We start from the raw sequence: 15,811 nt of genomic DNA on the forward strand, positions 1-15,811 counted from the left end.
GGAGTGGCGGCGGGGTGCGGGGCCGGAGGCGGGCCGGAGGAGGGTGCTCGGCGCGGGGTCGGAGCGGGTCGTCGGCGGCCGGGAATACCCGGGGAAGCATCCTCGTTCGAGTGGTTGAACAATCAACCAATGGGATGGTGGGTGAGATGCAGTTCGGGATCTTCACAGTCGGCGACGTCACCACGGACCCGACGAACGGACGCACACCGAGCGAGCACGAGCGGATCAAGGCGATGGTCACCATCGCGCAGAAGGCCGAGGAAGTCGGCCTCGACGTCTTCGCCACCGGCGAGCACCACAACCCGCCGTTCGTTCCCTCCTCGCCGACCACCATGCTCGGCTACGTCGCCGCGCGCACCGATCGGCTGATCCTGTCGACATCCACGACGCTCATCACGACCAATGACCCGGTCAAGATCGCGGAGGACTTCGCGATGCTCCAGCACCTGGCGGACGGCCGTGTCGACCTGATGATGGGCCGGGGCAACACCGGACCGGTCTACCCGTGGTTCGGCAAGGACATCCGGCAGGGGATACCGCTCGCGGTGGAGAACTACGCCCTGCTGCACAAACTGTGGCGGGAGGACACGGTCGACTGGGCCGGCAAGTTCCGCACGCCGCTCCAGTCCTTCACCTCCACCCCGCGCCCGCTCGACGGCGTCCCGCCCTTCGTCTGGCACGGCTCCATCCGCAGCCCGGAAATCGCCGAACAGGCCGCTTACTACGGTGACGGCTTCTTCGCCAACAACATCTTCTGGCCGAAGGAGCACTTCAAGAAGCTCATCGGCCTGTACCGGGAGCGCTACGCACACTACGGCCACGGATCGCCCGACCAGGCGATCGTCGGACTGGGCGGCCAGGTGTTCATGCGGAAGAACTCGCAGGACGCGGTACGCGAATTCCGCCCCTACTTCGACAACGCCCCGGTCTACGGCCACGGCCCGTCGCTCGAGGACTTCACCGACCAGACGCCGCTGACCGTCGGCTCGCCCCAGGAGGTCATCGACAAGACGCTGGCCTTCCGTGAGTCCTTCGGCGACTACCAGCGGCAGCTGTTCCTGATGGACCACGCGGGACTGCCGCTGCGCACGGTGCTCGAACAGCTCGACCTGCTCGGCGAGGAGGTCGTCCCCGTACTGCGCCGCGAATTCGCCAAGGGCCGCCCGGCGCACGTGCCGGAAGGCCCCACCCACCAGGCGCTCCTCGCCCGCCGCGACACCCAGGAGGTGGACGCGTGACCAGGCGCATCGTCGTGATCACCGCGGGTCTCAGCCGCCCGTCCTCGACCCGGCTGCTCGCCGACCGGCTGGCCGCCGCCACCAAGCGGCATGTCGCGGACGGCAGCGCCGCGTACGGCAACGCTGCGGACGGCAATGTCACGGACGGAAATGTCGACAAAAGTGGCGGTGCGGACGACGTCGAGGTCAGGGTCATCGAGCTGCGGGACCTCGCCGGCGACATCGCGCAGAACATGGTGACCGGCTTTCCCGGCCCGCAACTGCGCGACGCCGTCGACGCGGCCACCTCGGCCGACGGTCTGATCGCGGTCACCCCGGTCTTCACCGGCTCCTACAGCGGCCTGTTCAAGTCCTTCTTCGACATTGTCGACAAGGATGCTTTTGCCGGAGCCCCGGTCCTGATCGCCGCCACCGGCGGTACCGCCCGCCACTCCCTGGTCCTGGAACACGCCATGCGGCCGCTTTTCAGCTACCTGCGGGCGGTCGTCATGCCGACCGCGGTGTACGCGGCCACCGAGGACTGGGGCACCGCGGGGGACGACGGCCTGGCGCAGCGGATCGACCGCGCGGCCGCCGAACTCGCCGCCCAGATCACCGCCCGCCCGGTGTCCAGCCGGGCGGCTGACGAAACCTTCATCCCGTTCGACCGGCAGCTCGCCGCGCTGACCCCGAAGGAGTGAGCCGCGGGGACGCCGCTACCCGGAACTCACCCTCGCGGCGCCCGGTTGACCCCGGTCGTCGAGGAATTCGACGACCGCCAGGGCGGCGACCGCCACGACCGCGATCAAGACGACGACCAGTCCGGTCGGGTAGGACCACAGCAGCAGTGCCAGGGCCGCACCCGCCACGACCACCCCCCGCAGCAGGTGGCGGTAGCGGTGCACCCACGGTCCGACCGGCCCGGTCGTCCTGATCCCGACGGCCAGCCGCACCGAGGCGATCGCCGTCTCCCACGCGGTCGTGACCCGCACCGCCCACCGCCCGCTGCCGCTGAGCCACGCCCCGGCGGCGACCACGATCCCCAGTGCGATGAGCATCCGTACGGTCACCACCAGAAAACGTACGATCTGGTCGTAGACCGCACCGGCGGCCGCCTCGTCGACGGCCGCGGGCAGATGGTTCAGATAGACGACGCGGAAGATCGCCAACCCGATCCCGAGCGCCGCCGCACCCGCCGCGACACCCAGCGCCGCCGCCACCAGGGCGCGCCGCCGTCGCGCGGCGAGCAGCACGCCGCCTGCGGCCAGGACCACGGTGACGACCGGCAGCCAGTTCCCGGCGATCTGCAGCAGCCGGAAACCGGTCCTCACCTGCCGGACGTCCTTCGACTGCAGCAGGACGAAGTCGGTCCGCACCTCCGGGATGAGCGACGCGACGCTCAGGCCGCGGTCCAGCAGCCGCTGCTTCACCTGCGCGACGACCGGTGCCAGGTTCAGTACGACGGTGTCGCCCTCCACCCGCACCGCGGTGTCGCTGTCCCCGGTCAGCGCACCGGTGAAGGCCGCGTGCGCCTGGCGGTTCAGCTGCTCCCAGAGCGTCGCGAAAGCGTCACTGGCCACGAAGGCGGCCACCGTCTGCCGGACGAAGTCCCTGATCCCGCCGGTGATCGGCCCGCGCAGGGCCCCGAGAGCCTTCTCCAACTCCGGCCGGTCGCGCGGTGTCACGTTGGACAGCAGCGAGTCCAGGTCGATCTTCGCCATCGCGGCATCGGTCACCCGATCGGTCACGGCGTCCCTGACGTCGGGATGACGGGCGAGCGGGGCGACCGTCGCCACGTAGCGGTCGGTGTCCGCCATCTCGTCGGCGACCCACACGGCGACGGCGCTGAGCGGGACGAGCACCGCGGCCAGTGTGATGAGCAGCGCGGACAAGGCGGCCCGCCACCACCGTTGCGCCGGGAAACGTTTGCGCAGCGCAAGCAACTCGGCGCGCTCCTCGGTGTCGAGCGGCTCGTCACCCGGCTCGGCGGCGTCTCCGGTCGGCCCGTCTGCGCTTGTCGCCATATGCGCACCCCCTCACCGGCGCCGGGCCACGGCGGCCACTCCCTCCAGGCCAGCCAACGACCCCGCGGCCTTCCTCGCGCGCGCAACTGCTGCGTACGGGTGTCGGCGGCACTCACCCTCACGGGTGGCCGCGGACTACACCTTCCGGCGGTGGTCCGCACATCGGGTCACGCCGAACGGGTGAGGGTGGGTTAGCCGATTCGACCCCGCGGTTAGTGATCGTTGTGCAGGTGCAGCACCACACTCCGTGGCCGTCATCGCCACCAGGGACGGTCGTCCGATGGCGGTCGCGGTGGATTCCTGCCCCCACCGCGCCCGGCACTGCCGCCCCGGCGCGGGGCGGCAGTGCCCGCGTGGCGGGGTCACCGGGCTGCACCTAGCGTGGAAATTCCGGGGGGAGGCGCGCAAGCGCAAAGGAGATCCACGCCATGGCCCGAAGCTCCTCCGAGACGTCGGCCTCCGGACGGGCCGGCGCACCCGGCCCCCCGTACGGACAGGGCGACTTCGACGACCCACCTGCCAAGCGCTGGTGGGTGCTCTGTGTGATCGGCCTGGCTCAGCTGATGGTCGTACTGGACGCGACGATCGTGAACATCGCCCTGCCGTCCGCCCAGCAAGCCCTGGGATTCAGCGACGGCGACCGCCAGTGGGTCATCACCGCCTACGCACTGGCCTTCGGGTCGCTGCTGCTGTTCGGCGGCCGGCTCGCCGACCTCGTCGGCCGCAAGCGGATCTTCCTGATCGGCCTTGTCGGCTTCGCCGCGGCGTCGGCGATCGGCGGTGCGGCGCCCAATTTCGAGATCCTGGTGATGGCCCGCGCCCTTCAGGGCGCCTTCGGCGCGGTGCTCGCGCCTGCCGCCCTCTCCTTGCTGACCACGACCTTCACCGACTCAGGAGAGCGCGCCAAGGCCTTCGGGATCTACGGCGCCATCGCCGGCGCGGGCGCCGCGGTCGGGCTGCTGCTCGGCGGCATCCTCACCGAGTACCTGGACTGGCGTTGGTGCCTGTACGTCAATCTGCTCTTCGCCGTGGCGGCCTTCCTCGGCGGCATGCGGCTGCTGCGCCCAGGCGCCCCGCCCGGCCGCACGCACCTCGACATCCCCGGCACGCTCCTCGTCTCCGGCGGCCTGTTCTGCATCGTCTACGGCTTCTCCAACGCCGAACGCACCGAGTGGAGCGCCCCCAGCACGTGGGGTTTCCTGCTCACCGGAGCGGTTCTGCTGGTGTCCTTCGTCTCCTGGCAGCTGCGCGCCCGGCACCCGCTGCTGCCGATGCGAGTGGTCGCCGACCGGGACCGCGCGGCGTCGTACATCGCGATGTTCCTTTCCGGCGCGGGAATGTTCGGCGTCTTCCTCTTCCTCACCTTCTACATGCAGCGCACGCTGCTGTACTCGCCGATCAAGACGGGACTCGCCTTCCTGCCCATGGTGGCGCTGCTGGTGATCACCTCGGTGACGACGACCAATGTGCTGGTGCCGAAATTCGGCGCCAAGCCGATCGTGCCCACGGGCATGCTGCTGGCCGGAGGCGCCATGGCGTGGATGACCGCACTGGACCGCAACAGCACCTACGTGGGGCACGTCATGCCGCCGCTGCTCCTGCTGGGCCTGGGTCTGGGCCTGATCTTCGCCACGGCGATGAACCTCGCCACCGCCGGAATCAGGCCGCGCGACGCCGGTGTCGCCTCGGCCATGGTGAACACCAGCCAGCAGGTGGGCGGATCCGTCGGCACCTCGCTGCTCAACACCCTCGCCACCAGCGCGGCGGCGAGCTACCTGTCCGGCCGGCGGCCCACACCCGCCGCGGTCTCCCAGGCCCAATTGCACAGCTATTCCGTCGCCTACTGGTGGTCGGCCGGATTCTTCGCCTTCGGATTCGTGGTCACCTTCCTGCTCTTCCGGCCGGGACCTCCGCGTATCGCCAAGCCCGCAGCGGACGAGAGCCCGCCGACGGCCGCCCCGTGACCGGAGGCGGCGCGGGTGGCGTATCCACATGGCGGAAAGCGGCGGCATAAAGTTGGTGGATACAGCTACCGTTCGTTCATGACAGCCAACGCGACAGGTGCCACGCCCAGCGCGGTCGCCGTACTGGACGCCGTCAGTGTGCGCCGCCACACCACGGACCAGGTCATCCTCGACGACATCCACTGGACCGTGTGCGCGGGCCAGCATTGGGCACTGCTCGGTGCGAACGGCGCGGGGAAAACCACCGTCCTGCGGCTCATCGGCGCCCTCATGCACCCGACCACCGGCACGGTCGACGTCCTGGGCCACCGCCTGGGCCGGGTCGACATGCGTGAACTGCGCGCCCGCATCGGCCTGGTCTCCTCGGCGCAGAAGGTGCCGCTCGACGCCACGGCCCACACCGTCGTCCTGACCGGCCACACCGGCACCGTGCAGCCGCTGTGGCGGAAGTACGACCGCGAGGTGCGCGACAGGGCGACCGCGCTGCTGGCGGAACTCGAGATCAAGGACCTCGCCGAGCGCGCGTACGGCGTCTGCTCAGGCGGTCAGCGTGCCCGCATCCTGGTGGCGCGGGCACTCATGGCCGACCCGTCGCTGCTGTTGCTCGACGAGCCCTTCAACGCGCTCGACCTGCCCTCGCGCGAGGACCTGATCGACGCCCTGCACCGGCTCGCGACGACCAGGTCGGGCCTGGCCACCATCACCGTCACGCACCACCTGGAGGAGCTGTCACCGGCGATCGGCCATGTGCTGCTGCTCAAGGAGGGCCGCGTCCTGACCTCGGGACCCGCCGAGCAGGTGCTCACCGGTGAGTGGATGACGCAGTGCTTCGGCCGGCCCATCGAGGTGAGCCGGCACGGAGGGCGGTGGCTGGCACGCTCGGGGCGCGTACAGCCGCTGGCGCCATGACCGCCGACCGCGTATCGGACGCTCGACCCCGCAGGTGACTTCCGAGGCGCCGCGTTGACTGCGCCGCGCAATGTTCAGCGCAGCCAGGGCACGTCCGCGCCGTCCGGCTGGTGCAGGCCCTCGGCGATGATGCGGGAGATCTCGCCGAGCCGGCGGATCTGCTCGGGAGTGAGCCGGTCGAAGATCGCGGCGCGGACGGCGGCGACATGGCCTGGCGCGGTGCGCACCAACTCCGAGTAGCCCGCGTCGGTCAGCACGCACACCTGGCCGCGCCGGTCGGTGGGGCAGTTCTCCCGCCGTACCCAGCCGTTGCCCTCGAGCCGTGCGACGGCGTGCGAGAGCCGGGACCGGGTGATCTTGGCCTGCTCGGCGAGTTCGGTCATCCGCATCTTGCGGCCGGGCGTCTCGGAGAGCGTGCTGAGCAGGGCGTAGTACATGTGCGGCATACCGGCGTCGCGTTGCAGCTGACGGTCGAGATGATCTTCGAGCAGCGTGGTCGCGTGCACGAACGCGCGCCATGTGGCCTGCTCGTCTTCGGTCAGCCATGTCATGACGTTCATGGTACGTGCACTTCTTGAAGCTTCAATAAAGTGGTGCGGTTCCTCCCGCCGGTCCGCGAAGGACGGCCCGGCGATATGTGGCGCAGGTCACGTGGCCGATGGGAAATATCCGGGGACCTGGGCTCCGTTTTCCGTGTGACTCGCAAACGGGGAGCGATTTTCCGTTTGCCCGTCACGCCCAGCCCGCCCGACGAGACCGCAAGGAGTCCGCCCGTGCCGCTCGAGATGGCAACCGCCACCCCGCCGCGAGCCGTACGACTGCGCGCGGACGCCACCAGGAACCGGGAGCGCATCATCGCCGCGGCCCGCGAGGCGATCGTCGAACTCGGCCCCGACGTCCCCCTCGACGAAGTGGCACGCAGGGCGGGCGTCGGCAATGCCACCCTCTACCGGCACTTCACCGACCGTACGGACCTGATCCGTCAGGTCACGTTGTCAGTGATCGCCCGTACAGTGAAACGAGCCGAGGACGCACTGGCGCAGGAGCCGGACGCGTTCGCCGCGCTCTGCCGTTTCGTCTTCGAGGCGGCGGACGAGCGCATCGGCGCCCTGTGCCCCCTGCTCTCCGACGTTTTCGACCGCCAGGACCCCGCGGTCGCGAGCCAGGTCGAACAGATGCAACGATCGATCAGCGCCATCATGGAACGCGCCCAGCGCGCGGGCCAACTGCGCACCGACATCGCCGTCGGTGACCTGATGGTCGCCGTGACGCAGCTCGCCCGGCCGCTGCCGGGCACCTGTTGCGCTGGCTTCGACCGTTTCGTCCATCGCCACCTGCAACTGTTCCTCGACGGTCTGCGTGCCCCCGGGCACTCGGTGCTCGTGGGGGATGCCGCGACCCTGGAGGAACTGCAAGCCCGCCAGAGATAAACCGTTCGCAATACCCATCAGTCGGGTTATAGCGTAGCCAGGTTCGCCGTGTCCGTGGACCTGCGCAGCCCGAGTCAGCCGCTCGTCCTGCCTGAGCAGAGCCGGACCCGAACCCGAAGGCCGGCAAGGATCCCCGACCCCGATCCACCGCCGCAGTACGGCGCCGGACAACTCGCGCCCACACACGTCCCCACGCCCTGTCACTCCGCATCCCTAGTGAGACCAGTAATGCCTGAAACACTTCAGCCTGATCCGAAGCGCTGGACAGCGCTGATATTCATCGCGATAGCCCAGCTGATGGTCGTGCTCGACGCGACCGTCGTGAACATCGCGCTGCCGTCCGCCCAGGCCGACCTGGGGATCTCCGACGCCAACAAGCAGTGGGTCATCACGGCCTACACCCTTGCCTTCGGCGGCCTGCTGCTGTTCGGCGGCCGGGTGTCCGACCTGTGGGGACGCAAGAACACCTTCATCGTCGGCCTCCTCGGCTTCGCCGCCGCCTCCGCCATCGGCGGCGCCGCGGTGAACACCTCCATGCTGCTGGGCGCCCGCGCCCTCCAGGGCGTGTTCGGAGCCCTTCTGGCGCCCGCCGCCCTGTCACTGCTCGCGGTGACCTTCACCGACGCCAAGGAGCGCGCCAAGGCGTTCGGCATCTACGGCGCCATCGCCGGCGCCGGCGCCGCGGTCGGCCTGATCCTCGGCGGCGTGCTCACCCAGGCCCTCAACTGGCGCTGGGCGCTCTTCGTGAACATCCTCTTCGCCGTGGTCGCCGTCATCGGCGCCATCACGGTCGTCCACGAGCCGGCGCAGGGCCGCAACCGCAACCGCCTCGACGTGCCGGGCGTGATCCTGGCCAGCGCCGGTCTGGTCGCCCTCGTGTACGGCTTCACCCGCGCCGACAGCGACGGCTGGACGGCCGGCGGCACCCTCGGGCTGTTCGTGGCCTCCGCGGTCCTGCTCGCGTCCTTCGTGCTCGTCGAGAGCCGCGTCAGCGCCCCGCTGCTTCCCCTGCGCGTGGTGACCGACCGCAACCGCGGCGGCGTCTACCTGTCGCTGGGCCTGGCAGTCATCGGCATGTTCGGCCTGTTCCTGTTCCTGACCTACTACCTCCAGCAGGTCATGGGCTACTCGGCCATCAAGTCCGGCTTCGCCTTCCTGCCCATGGTCGGCGGCATGATCGTCGGTTCCACCCAGATCGGCACCCGGCTGATGCTGCGGGTCCGCCCGCGACTGCTGATGGCTCCCGGCTTCATGGTCGCCGCCGTCGGCATGCTCATCCTGGCGCAGATCAAGGTGGACTCGTCCTACGCGACGGTGCTGCTCCCCGGCCTGATCCTGATGGGCCTCGGCATGGGCACGGCCTTCATGCCGGCGATGAGCCTGGCCACGCACGGTGTGCGGCCGGAGGACGCCGGTGTCGCCTCCGCCATGGTCAACACCTCGCAGCAGGTCGGCGGTTCCATCGGCACCGCGCTGCTGAACACGCTGGCCACCAGCGCCTCCGCCACATGGGTGGCCTCGCACCTCAACTCGAAGGCGGACCTCAAGCAGCAGCTGTTCATCAACCAGGCGGCGGTGCACGGCTACTCCACCGCCATCTACTGGGCGACAGCGATCCTGGCGCTCTCCTCGGTGATCGCCTTCACCCTGGTCGACGCCGGCGTGCAGCGTGGTCCGGAGCGCGTCGATGGCGACAAGTCGGCCGACGACTTCGCCGTTCCGGTCATCGCACACTGACCATCGGGTCGTACTGACAGCCTGGTCGTCCTATCAACGGCAGGTCCCCGCCGCTTCCTCTCGAACGGAAGCGACGGGGACCTGCCGTCTGTCGTATGACCGACGGGTCGTACGCAGACAGCGCCGCGCGCAGCGGTGACCTCGCGGACTGCTCGTCCTACAAGCCTTCCGGCCACGCGTACGTCGACGGCACCTGCACCTTGTCGGCCGGTGCGCCGTAGACGACCGCGATCTCCTCGTGGGCGCCCAGCTTGATCGACGCGGGGTCGCCGGTCTGCTCCTTGCCGTTGACGTAGACGTGCAGCTCCTTGCCGCCGCCCGCCTTGAAGGTGCCGAGCAGGCCGTTGCCGATCGGCACGTTCCACTCGGTCATGAACTGCCCGAGGGTGAATTCGGCCTGCACCGGCGACTCGATGTGCACGACGCCCGACGTGTCATGCGTGTGCAGCGGGCTGATCTGCTGCTTGGGGACGTCGATACCGATCTCGGCCGGCACGGTCACCGCCTTGCCGTCCACGAACACGTCCAGGTGGCTGTGGATGTGCAGCACCTGGCCCTCCTGGCCGAGCATCGGCAGCCCGGCCGCCTTCACCTGTGCGGTGGCGTCGGCGGGCGCGGGCCAGTTCACCGAGGAGGCGACCGGCTTGTTGTCGCCGCCACCGGCGGCGCTCGGGGTGGCGGCCGTGTCCTTCTTGCTGTCCGAGCCGCACGCGGCCAGGGTCACAGCGCCGGCCAGGACGGCCACGCCGATCGCGATGCGTCGTTTCTGCAGGGGCATGGGGTGGGGTGTCTTCCTCTTCAGCCGAGTTGGACGGAGCGTTTAGCCAGCCCCATCCAGAATCCGTCGATGATGCTGCGCTGGCTGCCGAGATCGGACTCGGCGGCGCCGAGCGTAACGAACAGCGGGGCGAAGTGCTCGGTCCGCGGGTGGGCGAGCCGACCTGCGGGCGAGGTGTGCTCGAAACCCAGCAGGGTGTCGACGTCCTGCGCGTCGAGTGCCCGCTGCCCCCAGTCGTCGAATTCCGCCGACCAGGTGGGCGGCTGCGGGCCTGCGTGGCGCAGGGCGGCGAGATTGTGGGTGAAGAAGCCGCTGCCGACGATCAGCACGCCCTGGTCCCGCAGCGGCGCGAGACGGCGCCCGATGTCCAGCAGCCCCGCCGGGTCCAGGGTCGGCATGGAGATCTGCAGGACCGGGATGTCCGCACCGGGGAACATCTCCACCAGCGGCACGTACGCACCGTGGTCCAGCCCGCGGTCCGGGATGTCCTGCACCGGGCTGCCGGCGCGGCGCAGCAGTTTGCGCACGTCCTCGGCCAGCTCCGGCGCGCCCGGCGCCGGATAGGTCACCCGGTAGTAGTGCTCGGGGAATCCCCAGAAGTCGTAGACCAGCGGCACGGTGGTCGTCGCGCCGATCGCCAGCGGGGCGTCCTCCCAGTGCGCCGAGATGACCAGTACGGCGGTGGGCCGCGGCAGCGCGGCCGCCCACGCGGCGAGCTGGCCCGGCCACACCGGGTCGTCCGCGAGTGGCGGGGCGCCGTGCGAGAGGTAGAGCGCGGGCATGCGCTCGGTTGCGGCTGCGGTCATGGCGCCCTCCTTGAATTTTCAAGCGTACGGGACGACGGTAGCGACATCTGATTGAATCTTCAAAGATCTCTGGAGGTCGCGGCCCGCCGCCTGTACCTCTCACGTCGGCTCGGCTCAGCTCAGCCGCTTCTCCAGCCAGGCCACATCGTGGTAGGTGCCGAACTTCCGGCCGACCTCCTCGTACACCCCGATCTGCTCGAAACCGAAACGCCGGTGGATACGTATCGACGCCTCGTTCGGCAGCGTCACGCCCGCGTACGCGCGGTGCACGTCCTCGCCGGCCAGTGCATCGAAGAGCGCCGCGTACAGCAGGGTGCCGATCCCGCGCCCGCCCGCCTCCGGGGCGAGATAGATGCTGGTCTCCACCGAGGTCGCATACGCCGCCTTGGGGCGGAACGGACTGCTCGTCGCGTAACCCAGGATTCCCCCGTCGCCCGGCGCCCGGGCAACCAACAGGCGGTGTGGGCCGTCTTCCGGGTGGGAGAGCAACCAAGGCCGCCGCTCGTCGGGTGTGAGGGGGCTGACATCGAAAGTGATCGGCGTCTCACGGATGTAGTGGTTGTAAATGTCGGTGAGCGCCGCCAGATCCCCTTCCGCACCTGCTCTGACCTGGACGTCCGTTCGCTGCAACATGACATGACCTTTCAATGCGGTCGGACAGGGTACTGCATGATCATAAAAAATAGGTGACGACATGGGAATTGTGTCCGGATTCCAGTCGTTATCCCGATCGGATGGGGCAAGCGCACAGCAGAGCCGAAGAGCCACGGCAGCCACCACAACGGCTGCGCAGGGAACTCCACGGCAACGGCTGTGACCGCACCCGGTCCGACCGAGTCCGACCGCACCTTCGTAAAGGGAGCACGCATGGCAACCCGTGCCGTCGCCCGTCGTCACGCAGGCGGGACCAGCAGCGTTCGCGCCGCAGGCGGGGAAGTAGCCGACCGCGACCTCGTCGGCATGTACCTGGACGAGATCGCGCGCACGCCGCTGCTCGACGCCGCCCGCGAGGTCGAGCTGTCCCGGGACATCGAAGCAGGCGTGTACGCCGAGCGTATCCTCGCCGCCGACCCCGAGTTGCCCTCGGGTGCGGGCGGCGACAGCAGGCGCGAAGAGCTCGAGGCCCTGGTGGCCGCGGGTGAGAGCGCCAAGGACGTCTTCATCCGTTCCAACCTGCGACTCGTCGTCGCCGTGGCCCGCCGCTACCCCCGCAGCGGCCTGCCGCTGCTCGACCTGATCCAGGAGGGGAACGCGGGCCTCGTCCGCGCCGTCGAGAAGTTCGACTACGCCAAGGGCTTCAAATTCTCCACCTACGCGACCTGGTGGATCAGGCAGGCCATCACCCGCTCGATCGCCGACCAGTCCCGCACCATCAGGCTGCCTGTGCACCTGGTGGAGGAGCTGGGCCGCATCCGTCGCGTGCAGCGGGAGTTCAACCGGGAGCACGGCCGCGACGCCGAGCCCGCCGAGATCGCCACCGAACTGGCCTCGACTCCGGAGCGCGTTTCGGACGTCCTGGACTGGGCACGTGATCCAGTGTCGCTGAATATGTCGGTGGACGCCGAAGGCGAGACCGAGTTCGGTGACCTGGTCGAAGACGGTGCTGCGCCGTCCCCCGAGGACTCGGTGCTCGTCATGCTGCGCCGTGAGGAGCTTGACGGGCTGATCGACCGACTCGACGACCGCACCGCCTCGATCATCCGTGCGCGCTATGGGATCGTGGACGGCAGGGAGCGCACTTTGACCGAGGTCGGCAAGGAACACGGCCTCACCAGGGAGCGCATCCGCCAGATCGAGAAGCACGCACTCGCCGACCTCAAGCGGATGGCCCGCGCGACCGGTTTGGATTACGAGGCAGCCTGATATATCCATAGAACGCTGGCCCGCGTGGCGGACCGGCCCCACAGACCCGGACCCCGGTGCATCCCCCCGCGCCGGGGTTCGGCCTGTCCGCACCACGCCGGTGTGCCGCAGACAGCGAGGGTGCCGCTCGACCTGGCATGGCGGTGGGGGTGAGACCCTTCGTGGCATGACTGACGACAGCGTCGCGGCCGAGGGACGGGACGGCGCAGGGCCGCACCCGGACGAGCCGCACCACGATGGCCTGAGCACCCGGCTGAACTGGCTGCGCGCCGCGGTACTCGGCGCCAACGACGGCATCGTCTCCACGGCCGGCCTGGTCGTAGGCGTCGCGGGGGCCACCGACTCGCGGTCGGCGCTCCTGACCGCGGGGCTTGCGGGTCTGATGGCGGGATCACTGTCCATGGCCGCGGGCGAGTACGTCTCGGTGAGTACGCAGCGTGACTCGGAACAGGCCGCCCTCGCCCTGGAACGGGAGGAGCTGGCCACCACTCCGCAGGCCGAACTCGACGAGCTCACCGGCCTCCTCCAGGACCTCGGCATCACCCACGAGCTCGCCCGCGAGGTCGCCGAGCAACTGACGGCCCGCGACGCCCTCGGTGCCCACGCCCGCGTCGAACTCGGCATCGACCCGGACGAGCTCGCGAACCCCTGGCACGCAGCCTGGGCCAGCTTCGTCTCTTTCACCGTCGGCGCACTGCTGCCCCTGCTGGCGATCGTGCTCCCGCCAGCCGACTGGCGACTGGGGGTCACCGTGGTGTCGGTCCTGGCCGCCCTGAGCGCCTGCGGCTTGATCAGCGCGCGACTGGGCAACGCGCCTGTCCGTCCGGCCGTCATCCGCAACGTGGCCGGCGGCGCGATCGCCATGGCCGTGACCTACGCGGTCGGCACGCTGCTCGGTGCGTCCGGCATCTGACCAGCTGCGGCATACGCGCGTCCCACCCGCGTCGTGTAGGCCGCAAGGGCCACCGTCACCACCACGGGCGCGGCAAGCGACAGCGCGTCCACCCCGGCTCCGTGCAGCCGTGGCGTGAACACCGCCACCGCACCTGCCTCGACGACCCAGACGGCACCCCACACCGCGGCCAATTTGTGCAGCAGAACTTTGAAGCGGGCGTCCCGCACCCACAGTCCGCTCCACCATGCCGCCCCCTCCACCGACCCGTCGGTCGCGAACCGGCGGCCGAACCAGTAGGTCAACGGCCGCCCGAAGGCCGGACTCACGGCAAAGGCCGCTCCGGCCAGCCCGGTGAGGGCCGCGTCCGCGCGCCCGCCCGCCCAGTGGTTTCCGGCGACTGCCATGGCGGCGGCCAGCAGCAGAGCGACCAGGATCAGCGTCCCGAACTCGTCCACCCGGTGGTGCAGCGCGAAGTAGAGTCCGATCTCCAACGCAGGCCATGCCGATACCAGCACGAGTGCCGGCACCCTTTGCACATCGTGCCCCGTGAGCTGGTGATACGTGATCCACGGCAGGAGCATGCCGAAGAGCACCGTCGGCCCCCATGAGAGCAGCACGGCATGAGCGTGCGACGACACGCTGCCGCCGCCCGTCCGGTCACGCGTCCGGGCATCGGTCATCGCCTGTCCTGCTTCCCCGTTTGTGTTCCCCGTGATTCCCCGTCACGTAGTCGCTGATGACGCGACGTTCGTACTGGTGATCGTATGATCAGCCGGGCGGGGCCGTCTGCGGGGACACGCCAACCTCCACGAAGGAGACACACCTCGGGGCTCAGCCAGCGTGGGGCGAGCTCACCGGCTCGAGCGAACCAGTCGCCAGAAAGTGTTCGATCCGCTCCGCGTAGGGCCCGATGTCGATGCCCTGAGCGGCGAGCCAGCCGTCCGCGTAGTACTTCTCCAGATAGCGCTCGCCCGGGTCGCACAGCAACCCCACCACGCTGCCGAACTCACCGCGGGTGCGCATCTCCGCGATGATGCGGAACGCCGCCCACAGGCCCGTACCGGTCGACGCACCCGCGCGGCGGCCGAGCAGTCGTTCAAGAACCCGGACGGCTGCGATCGACGCCGCGTCCGGGACCCGCATCATGCGGTCGATCGCGCCTGGCACGAAACTCGGCTCCACGCGCTGCCGGCCGATCCCTTCGATCCGGGAGCCGGTACCGGTGGTGATCGTCGGGTCGTTGTCCCGCCAGCTCGGAAAGAACGCCGAGTTCTCCGGATCCGCTACGCAGATGCCGGTGGTCGCCTGCGCATAGCGCACATACCGGGCGAGGGTCGCCGACGTGCCCCCGGTCCCCGCGGTCGCCACGATCCAGGTCGGCACCGGATGACGCTCCGATGCCAGCTGCCGGAAGATCGACTCGGCGATGTTGTTGTTGCCGCGCCAGTCCGTCGCCCTCTCCGCGTACGTGAACTGGTCCATGTAGTGGCCGCCGGTCTCCGCGGCCAGCCGGGTCGCCGCCCCGTACACCTCGCCCGGGTCGTCCACCAGATGGCACCGGCCGCCGTGGAATTCGATCAGGTCCACCTTCGCTCTTACCGTCCCGCGGGCCATCACGGCCACAAAGGGGACACCGATCAGCCGGGCGAAGTAGGCCTCCGACACTGCCGTCGACCCGCTGGACGCCTCGATCACCGGCCGTCCCGGGCGGATCCAGCCGTTGCACAGGGCGTACAGGAACAGAGAGCGCGCCAGGCGGTGCTTCAGCGACCCCGTCGGATGCGTCGATTCGTCCTTCAGATAGAGGTCGATGCCCCAGTCCACCGGAAGCGGCACTGACAGCAAATGGGTATCGGCGGACCGGTTCGCGTCCGCCTGGACCTTTCCCACCGCCTCGCTCAACCAACGGCGGTACGCGAGGTCGCTTCGGTCGACGTCCGCCTCCTCCGTCGGAGCGGGAAGGCGGCCGGCCTGGGGTTTCGGTTCTGGTGCGCGCATGAGGCCAGGTATATCCGTCGGACTGCTTCAAACGGACACTTGGAGTCTCTCCCCCCACTCGCTTGGGTGCCGCCGCAGAACGGCGACGCGGCGCAGCGCCGTAGGCTGGTGGCATGAGCAGCGCCGAAGACTCCGAGCACGCCCCAGCCACGGGCGGGTCCCCCCGTCCCGTGCCGGGCAGCGGTTCAGA

15 protein-coding genes are annotated in these 15,811 nt (G+C 69.6%); 8 read left to right on the forward strand and 7 right to left on the reverse strand.

Going from position 1 to position 15,811, the window contains the following annotated elements:
• The first annotated feature begins 146 nt into the window (after positions 1 to 146).
• Together ACGFMP_RS21685 and ACGFMP_RS21690 are read left to right on the forward strand one after the other, a co-directional pair.
• Positions 147 to 1,238, forward strand: a complete 1,092-nt coding sequence (locus tag ACGFMP_RS21685; RefSeq protein WP_393674415.1) for an LLM class flavin-dependent oxidoreductase — start codon at positions 147 to 149, stop codon at positions 1,236 to 1,238.
• Positions 1,235 to 1,918 (forward strand): FMN reductase, encoded by a 684-nt coding sequence (locus tag ACGFMP_RS21690; protein WP_393674416.1) that lies wholly within the window; start codon positions 1,235 to 1,237, stop codon positions 1,916 to 1,918. The genes ACGFMP_RS21685 and ACGFMP_RS21690 overlap by 4 nt, the downstream gene beginning before the upstream one ends.
• A gap of 15 nt (positions 1,919 to 1,933) precedes the next feature.
• Here the strand turns inward: ACGFMP_RS21690 and ACGFMP_RS21695 are convergent, their stop codons facing one another.
• Positions 1,934 to 3,241 (reverse strand): hypothetical protein, encoded by a 1,308-nt coding sequence (locus ACGFMP_RS21695; protein WP_393674417.1) that lies wholly within the window; start codon positions 3,239 to 3,241, stop codon positions 1,934 to 1,936.
• 428 nt (positions 3,242 to 3,669) lie between these two features.
• Here ACGFMP_RS21695 and ACGFMP_RS21700 point away from each other — a divergent pair, with 428 nt between their 5' ends.
• Together ACGFMP_RS21700 and ACGFMP_RS21705 are read left to right on the forward strand one after the other, a co-directional pair.
• Positions 3,670 to 5,205, forward strand: a complete 1,536-nt coding sequence (locus ACGFMP_RS21700) for an MFS transporter (protein WP_393674418.1) — start codon at positions 3,670 to 3,672, stop codon at positions 5,203 to 5,205.
• Between the two features lie 78 nt (positions 5,206 to 5,283).
• A complete protein-coding gene (locus ACGFMP_RS21705; RefSeq protein WP_393674420.1) occupies positions 5,284 to 6,114 on the forward strand; it encodes an ABC transporter ATP-binding protein in 831 nt (276 codons plus the stop codon).
• 74 nt (positions 6,115 to 6,188) lie between these two features.
• Here ACGFMP_RS21705 and ACGFMP_RS21710 read toward each other — a convergent pair whose 3' ends face one another.
• A complete protein-coding gene (locus ACGFMP_RS21710) occupies positions 6,189 to 6,665 on the reverse strand; it encodes a MarR family winged helix-turn-helix transcriptional regulator (protein ID WP_393674422.1) in 477 nt (158 codons plus the stop codon).
• Positions 6,666 to 6,899: 234 nt separating this feature from the next.
• Between ACGFMP_RS21710 and ACGFMP_RS21715 the strand changes: the two genes are divergently transcribed.
• Entirely contained in the window at positions 6,900 to 7,544 is a 645-nt protein-coding gene (locus ACGFMP_RS21715; RefSeq protein WP_393674635.1) for a TetR/AcrR family transcriptional regulator, read from the forward strand.
• Positions 7,545 to 7,772: 228 nt separating this feature from the next.
• Positions 7,773 to 9,281, forward strand: a complete 1,509-nt coding sequence (locus ACGFMP_RS21720; protein WP_393674423.1) for an MFS transporter — start codon at positions 7,773 to 7,775, stop codon at positions 9,279 to 9,281.
• A gap of 157 nt (positions 9,282 to 9,438) precedes the next feature.
• Here ACGFMP_RS21720 and ACGFMP_RS21725 read toward each other — a convergent pair whose 3' ends face one another.
• From ACGFMP_RS21725 to ACGFMP_RS21735, 3 genes are all read right to left on the reverse strand, one after another.
• Positions 9,439 to 10,059: a hypothetical protein gene (locus ACGFMP_RS21725; RefSeq protein WP_393674424.1), complete on the reverse strand. Its 621-nt coding sequence runs from the start codon at positions 10,057 to 10,059 to the stop codon at positions 9,439 to 9,441.
• A gap of 20 nt (positions 10,060 to 10,079) precedes the next feature.
• Complete coding sequence (locus ACGFMP_RS21730; protein WP_393674425.1) at positions 10,080 to 10,865, reverse strand: dioxygenase; 786 nt, start codon at positions 10,863 to 10,865, stop codon at positions 10,080 to 10,082.
• Between the two features lie 114 nt (positions 10,866 to 10,979).
• Entirely contained in the window at positions 10,980 to 11,498 is a 519-nt protein-coding gene (locus tag ACGFMP_RS21735; RefSeq protein ID WP_393674426.1) for a GNAT family N-acetyltransferase, read from the reverse strand.
• Positions 11,499 to 11,732: 234 nt separating this feature from the next.
• On the opposite strand from ACGFMP_RS21735, the gene ACGFMP_RS21740 reads away from it, so the two are divergent.
• Both ACGFMP_RS21740 and ACGFMP_RS21745 read left to right on the forward strand, forming a co-directional pair.
• Complete coding sequence (locus ACGFMP_RS21740; RefSeq protein WP_393674427.1) at positions 11,733 to 12,728, forward strand: RNA polymerase sigma factor RpoD/SigA; 996 nt, start codon at positions 11,733 to 11,735, stop codon at positions 12,726 to 12,728.
• A 166-nt stretch (positions 12,729 to 12,894) separates the two neighbouring features.
• Positions 12,895 to 13,641 carry a VIT family protein gene (locus ACGFMP_RS21745; protein ID WP_393674428.1) on the forward strand — a complete coding sequence of 249 codons (747 nt, stop codon included), beginning with the start codon at positions 12,895 to 12,897 and terminating at the stop codon, positions 13,639 to 13,641.
• Here ACGFMP_RS21745 and ACGFMP_RS21750 read toward each other — a convergent pair.
• Positions 13,602 to 14,303, reverse strand: a complete 702-nt coding sequence (locus ACGFMP_RS21750; protein ID WP_393674429.1) for a VC0807 family protein — start codon at positions 14,301 to 14,303, stop codon at positions 13,602 to 13,604. The two genes, ACGFMP_RS21745 and ACGFMP_RS21750, sit on opposite strands and share 40 nt — an antisense overlap.
• A gap of 151 nt (positions 14,304 to 14,454) precedes the next feature.
• Positions 14,455 to 15,621: a PLP-dependent cysteine synthase family protein gene (locus ACGFMP_RS21755; protein WP_393674430.1), complete on the reverse strand. Its 1,167-nt coding sequence runs from the start codon at positions 15,619 to 15,621 to the stop codon at positions 14,455 to 14,457.
• Positions 15,622 to 15,811: the final 190 nt, after the last annotated feature.

Origin of the sequence: Streptomyces sp. NPDC049040, assembly GCF_043197715.1 — a bacterium.
Taxonomy (GTDB): domain Bacteria; phylum Actinomycetota; class Actinomycetes; order Streptomycetales; family Streptomycetaceae; genus Actinacidiphila.

Coding starts and splice junctions, on each gene's coding strand:
- ACGFMP_RS21710 (WP_393674422.1), bottom strand. CDS start 6,665: ATGACATGGCTGACCGAAGACGAGCAGGCCACATGGCGCGCGTTCGTG.
- ACGFMP_RS21755 (WP_393674430.1), bottom strand. CDS start 15,621: ATGCGCGCACCAGAACCGAAACCCCAGGCCGGCCGCCTTCCCGCTCCG.
- ACGFMP_RS21740 (WP_393674427.1), top strand. CDS start 11,733: ATGGCAACCCGTGCCGTCGCCCGTCGTCACGCAGGCGGGACCAGCAGC.
- ACGFMP_RS21730 (WP_393674425.1), bottom strand. CDS start 10,865: ATGACCGCAGCCGCAACCGAGCGCATGCCCGCGCTCTACCTCTCGCAC.
- ACGFMP_RS21750 (WP_393674429.1), bottom strand. CDS start 14,303: ATGACCGATGCCCGGACGCGTGACCGGACGGGCGGCGGCAGCGTGTCG.
- ACGFMP_RS21725 (WP_393674424.1), bottom strand. CDS start 10,059: ATGCCCCTGCAGAAACGACGCATCGCGATCGGCGTGGCCGTCCTGGCC.
- ACGFMP_RS21720 (WP_393674423.1), top strand. CDS start 7,773: ATGCCTGAAACACTTCAGCCTGATCCGAAGCGCTGGACAGCGCTGATA.
- ACGFMP_RS21745 (WP_393674428.1), top strand. CDS start 12,895: ATGACTGACGACAGCGTCGCGGCCGAGGGACGGGACGGCGCAGGGCCG.
- ACGFMP_RS21735 (WP_393674426.1), bottom strand. CDS start 11,498: ATGTTGCAGCGAACGGACGTCCAGGTCAGAGCAGGTGCGGAAGGGGAT.
- ACGFMP_RS21715 (WP_393674635.1), top strand. CDS start 6,900: ATGGCAACCGCCACCCCGCCGCGAGCCGTACGACTGCGCGCGGACGCC.
- ACGFMP_RS21700 (WP_393674418.1), top strand. CDS start 3,670: ATGGCCCGAAGCTCCTCCGAGACGTCGGCCTCCGGACGGGCCGGCGCA.
- ACGFMP_RS21695 (WP_393674417.1), bottom strand. CDS start 3,241: ATGGCGACAAGCGCAGACGGGCCGACCGGAGACGCCGCCGAGCCGGGT.
- ACGFMP_RS21705 (WP_393674420.1), top strand. CDS start 5,284: ATGACAGCCAACGCGACAGGTGCCACGCCCAGCGCGGTCGCCGTACTG.
- ACGFMP_RS21685 (WP_393674415.1), top strand. CDS start 147: ATGCAGTTCGGGATCTTCACAGTCGGCGACGTCACCACGGACCCGACG.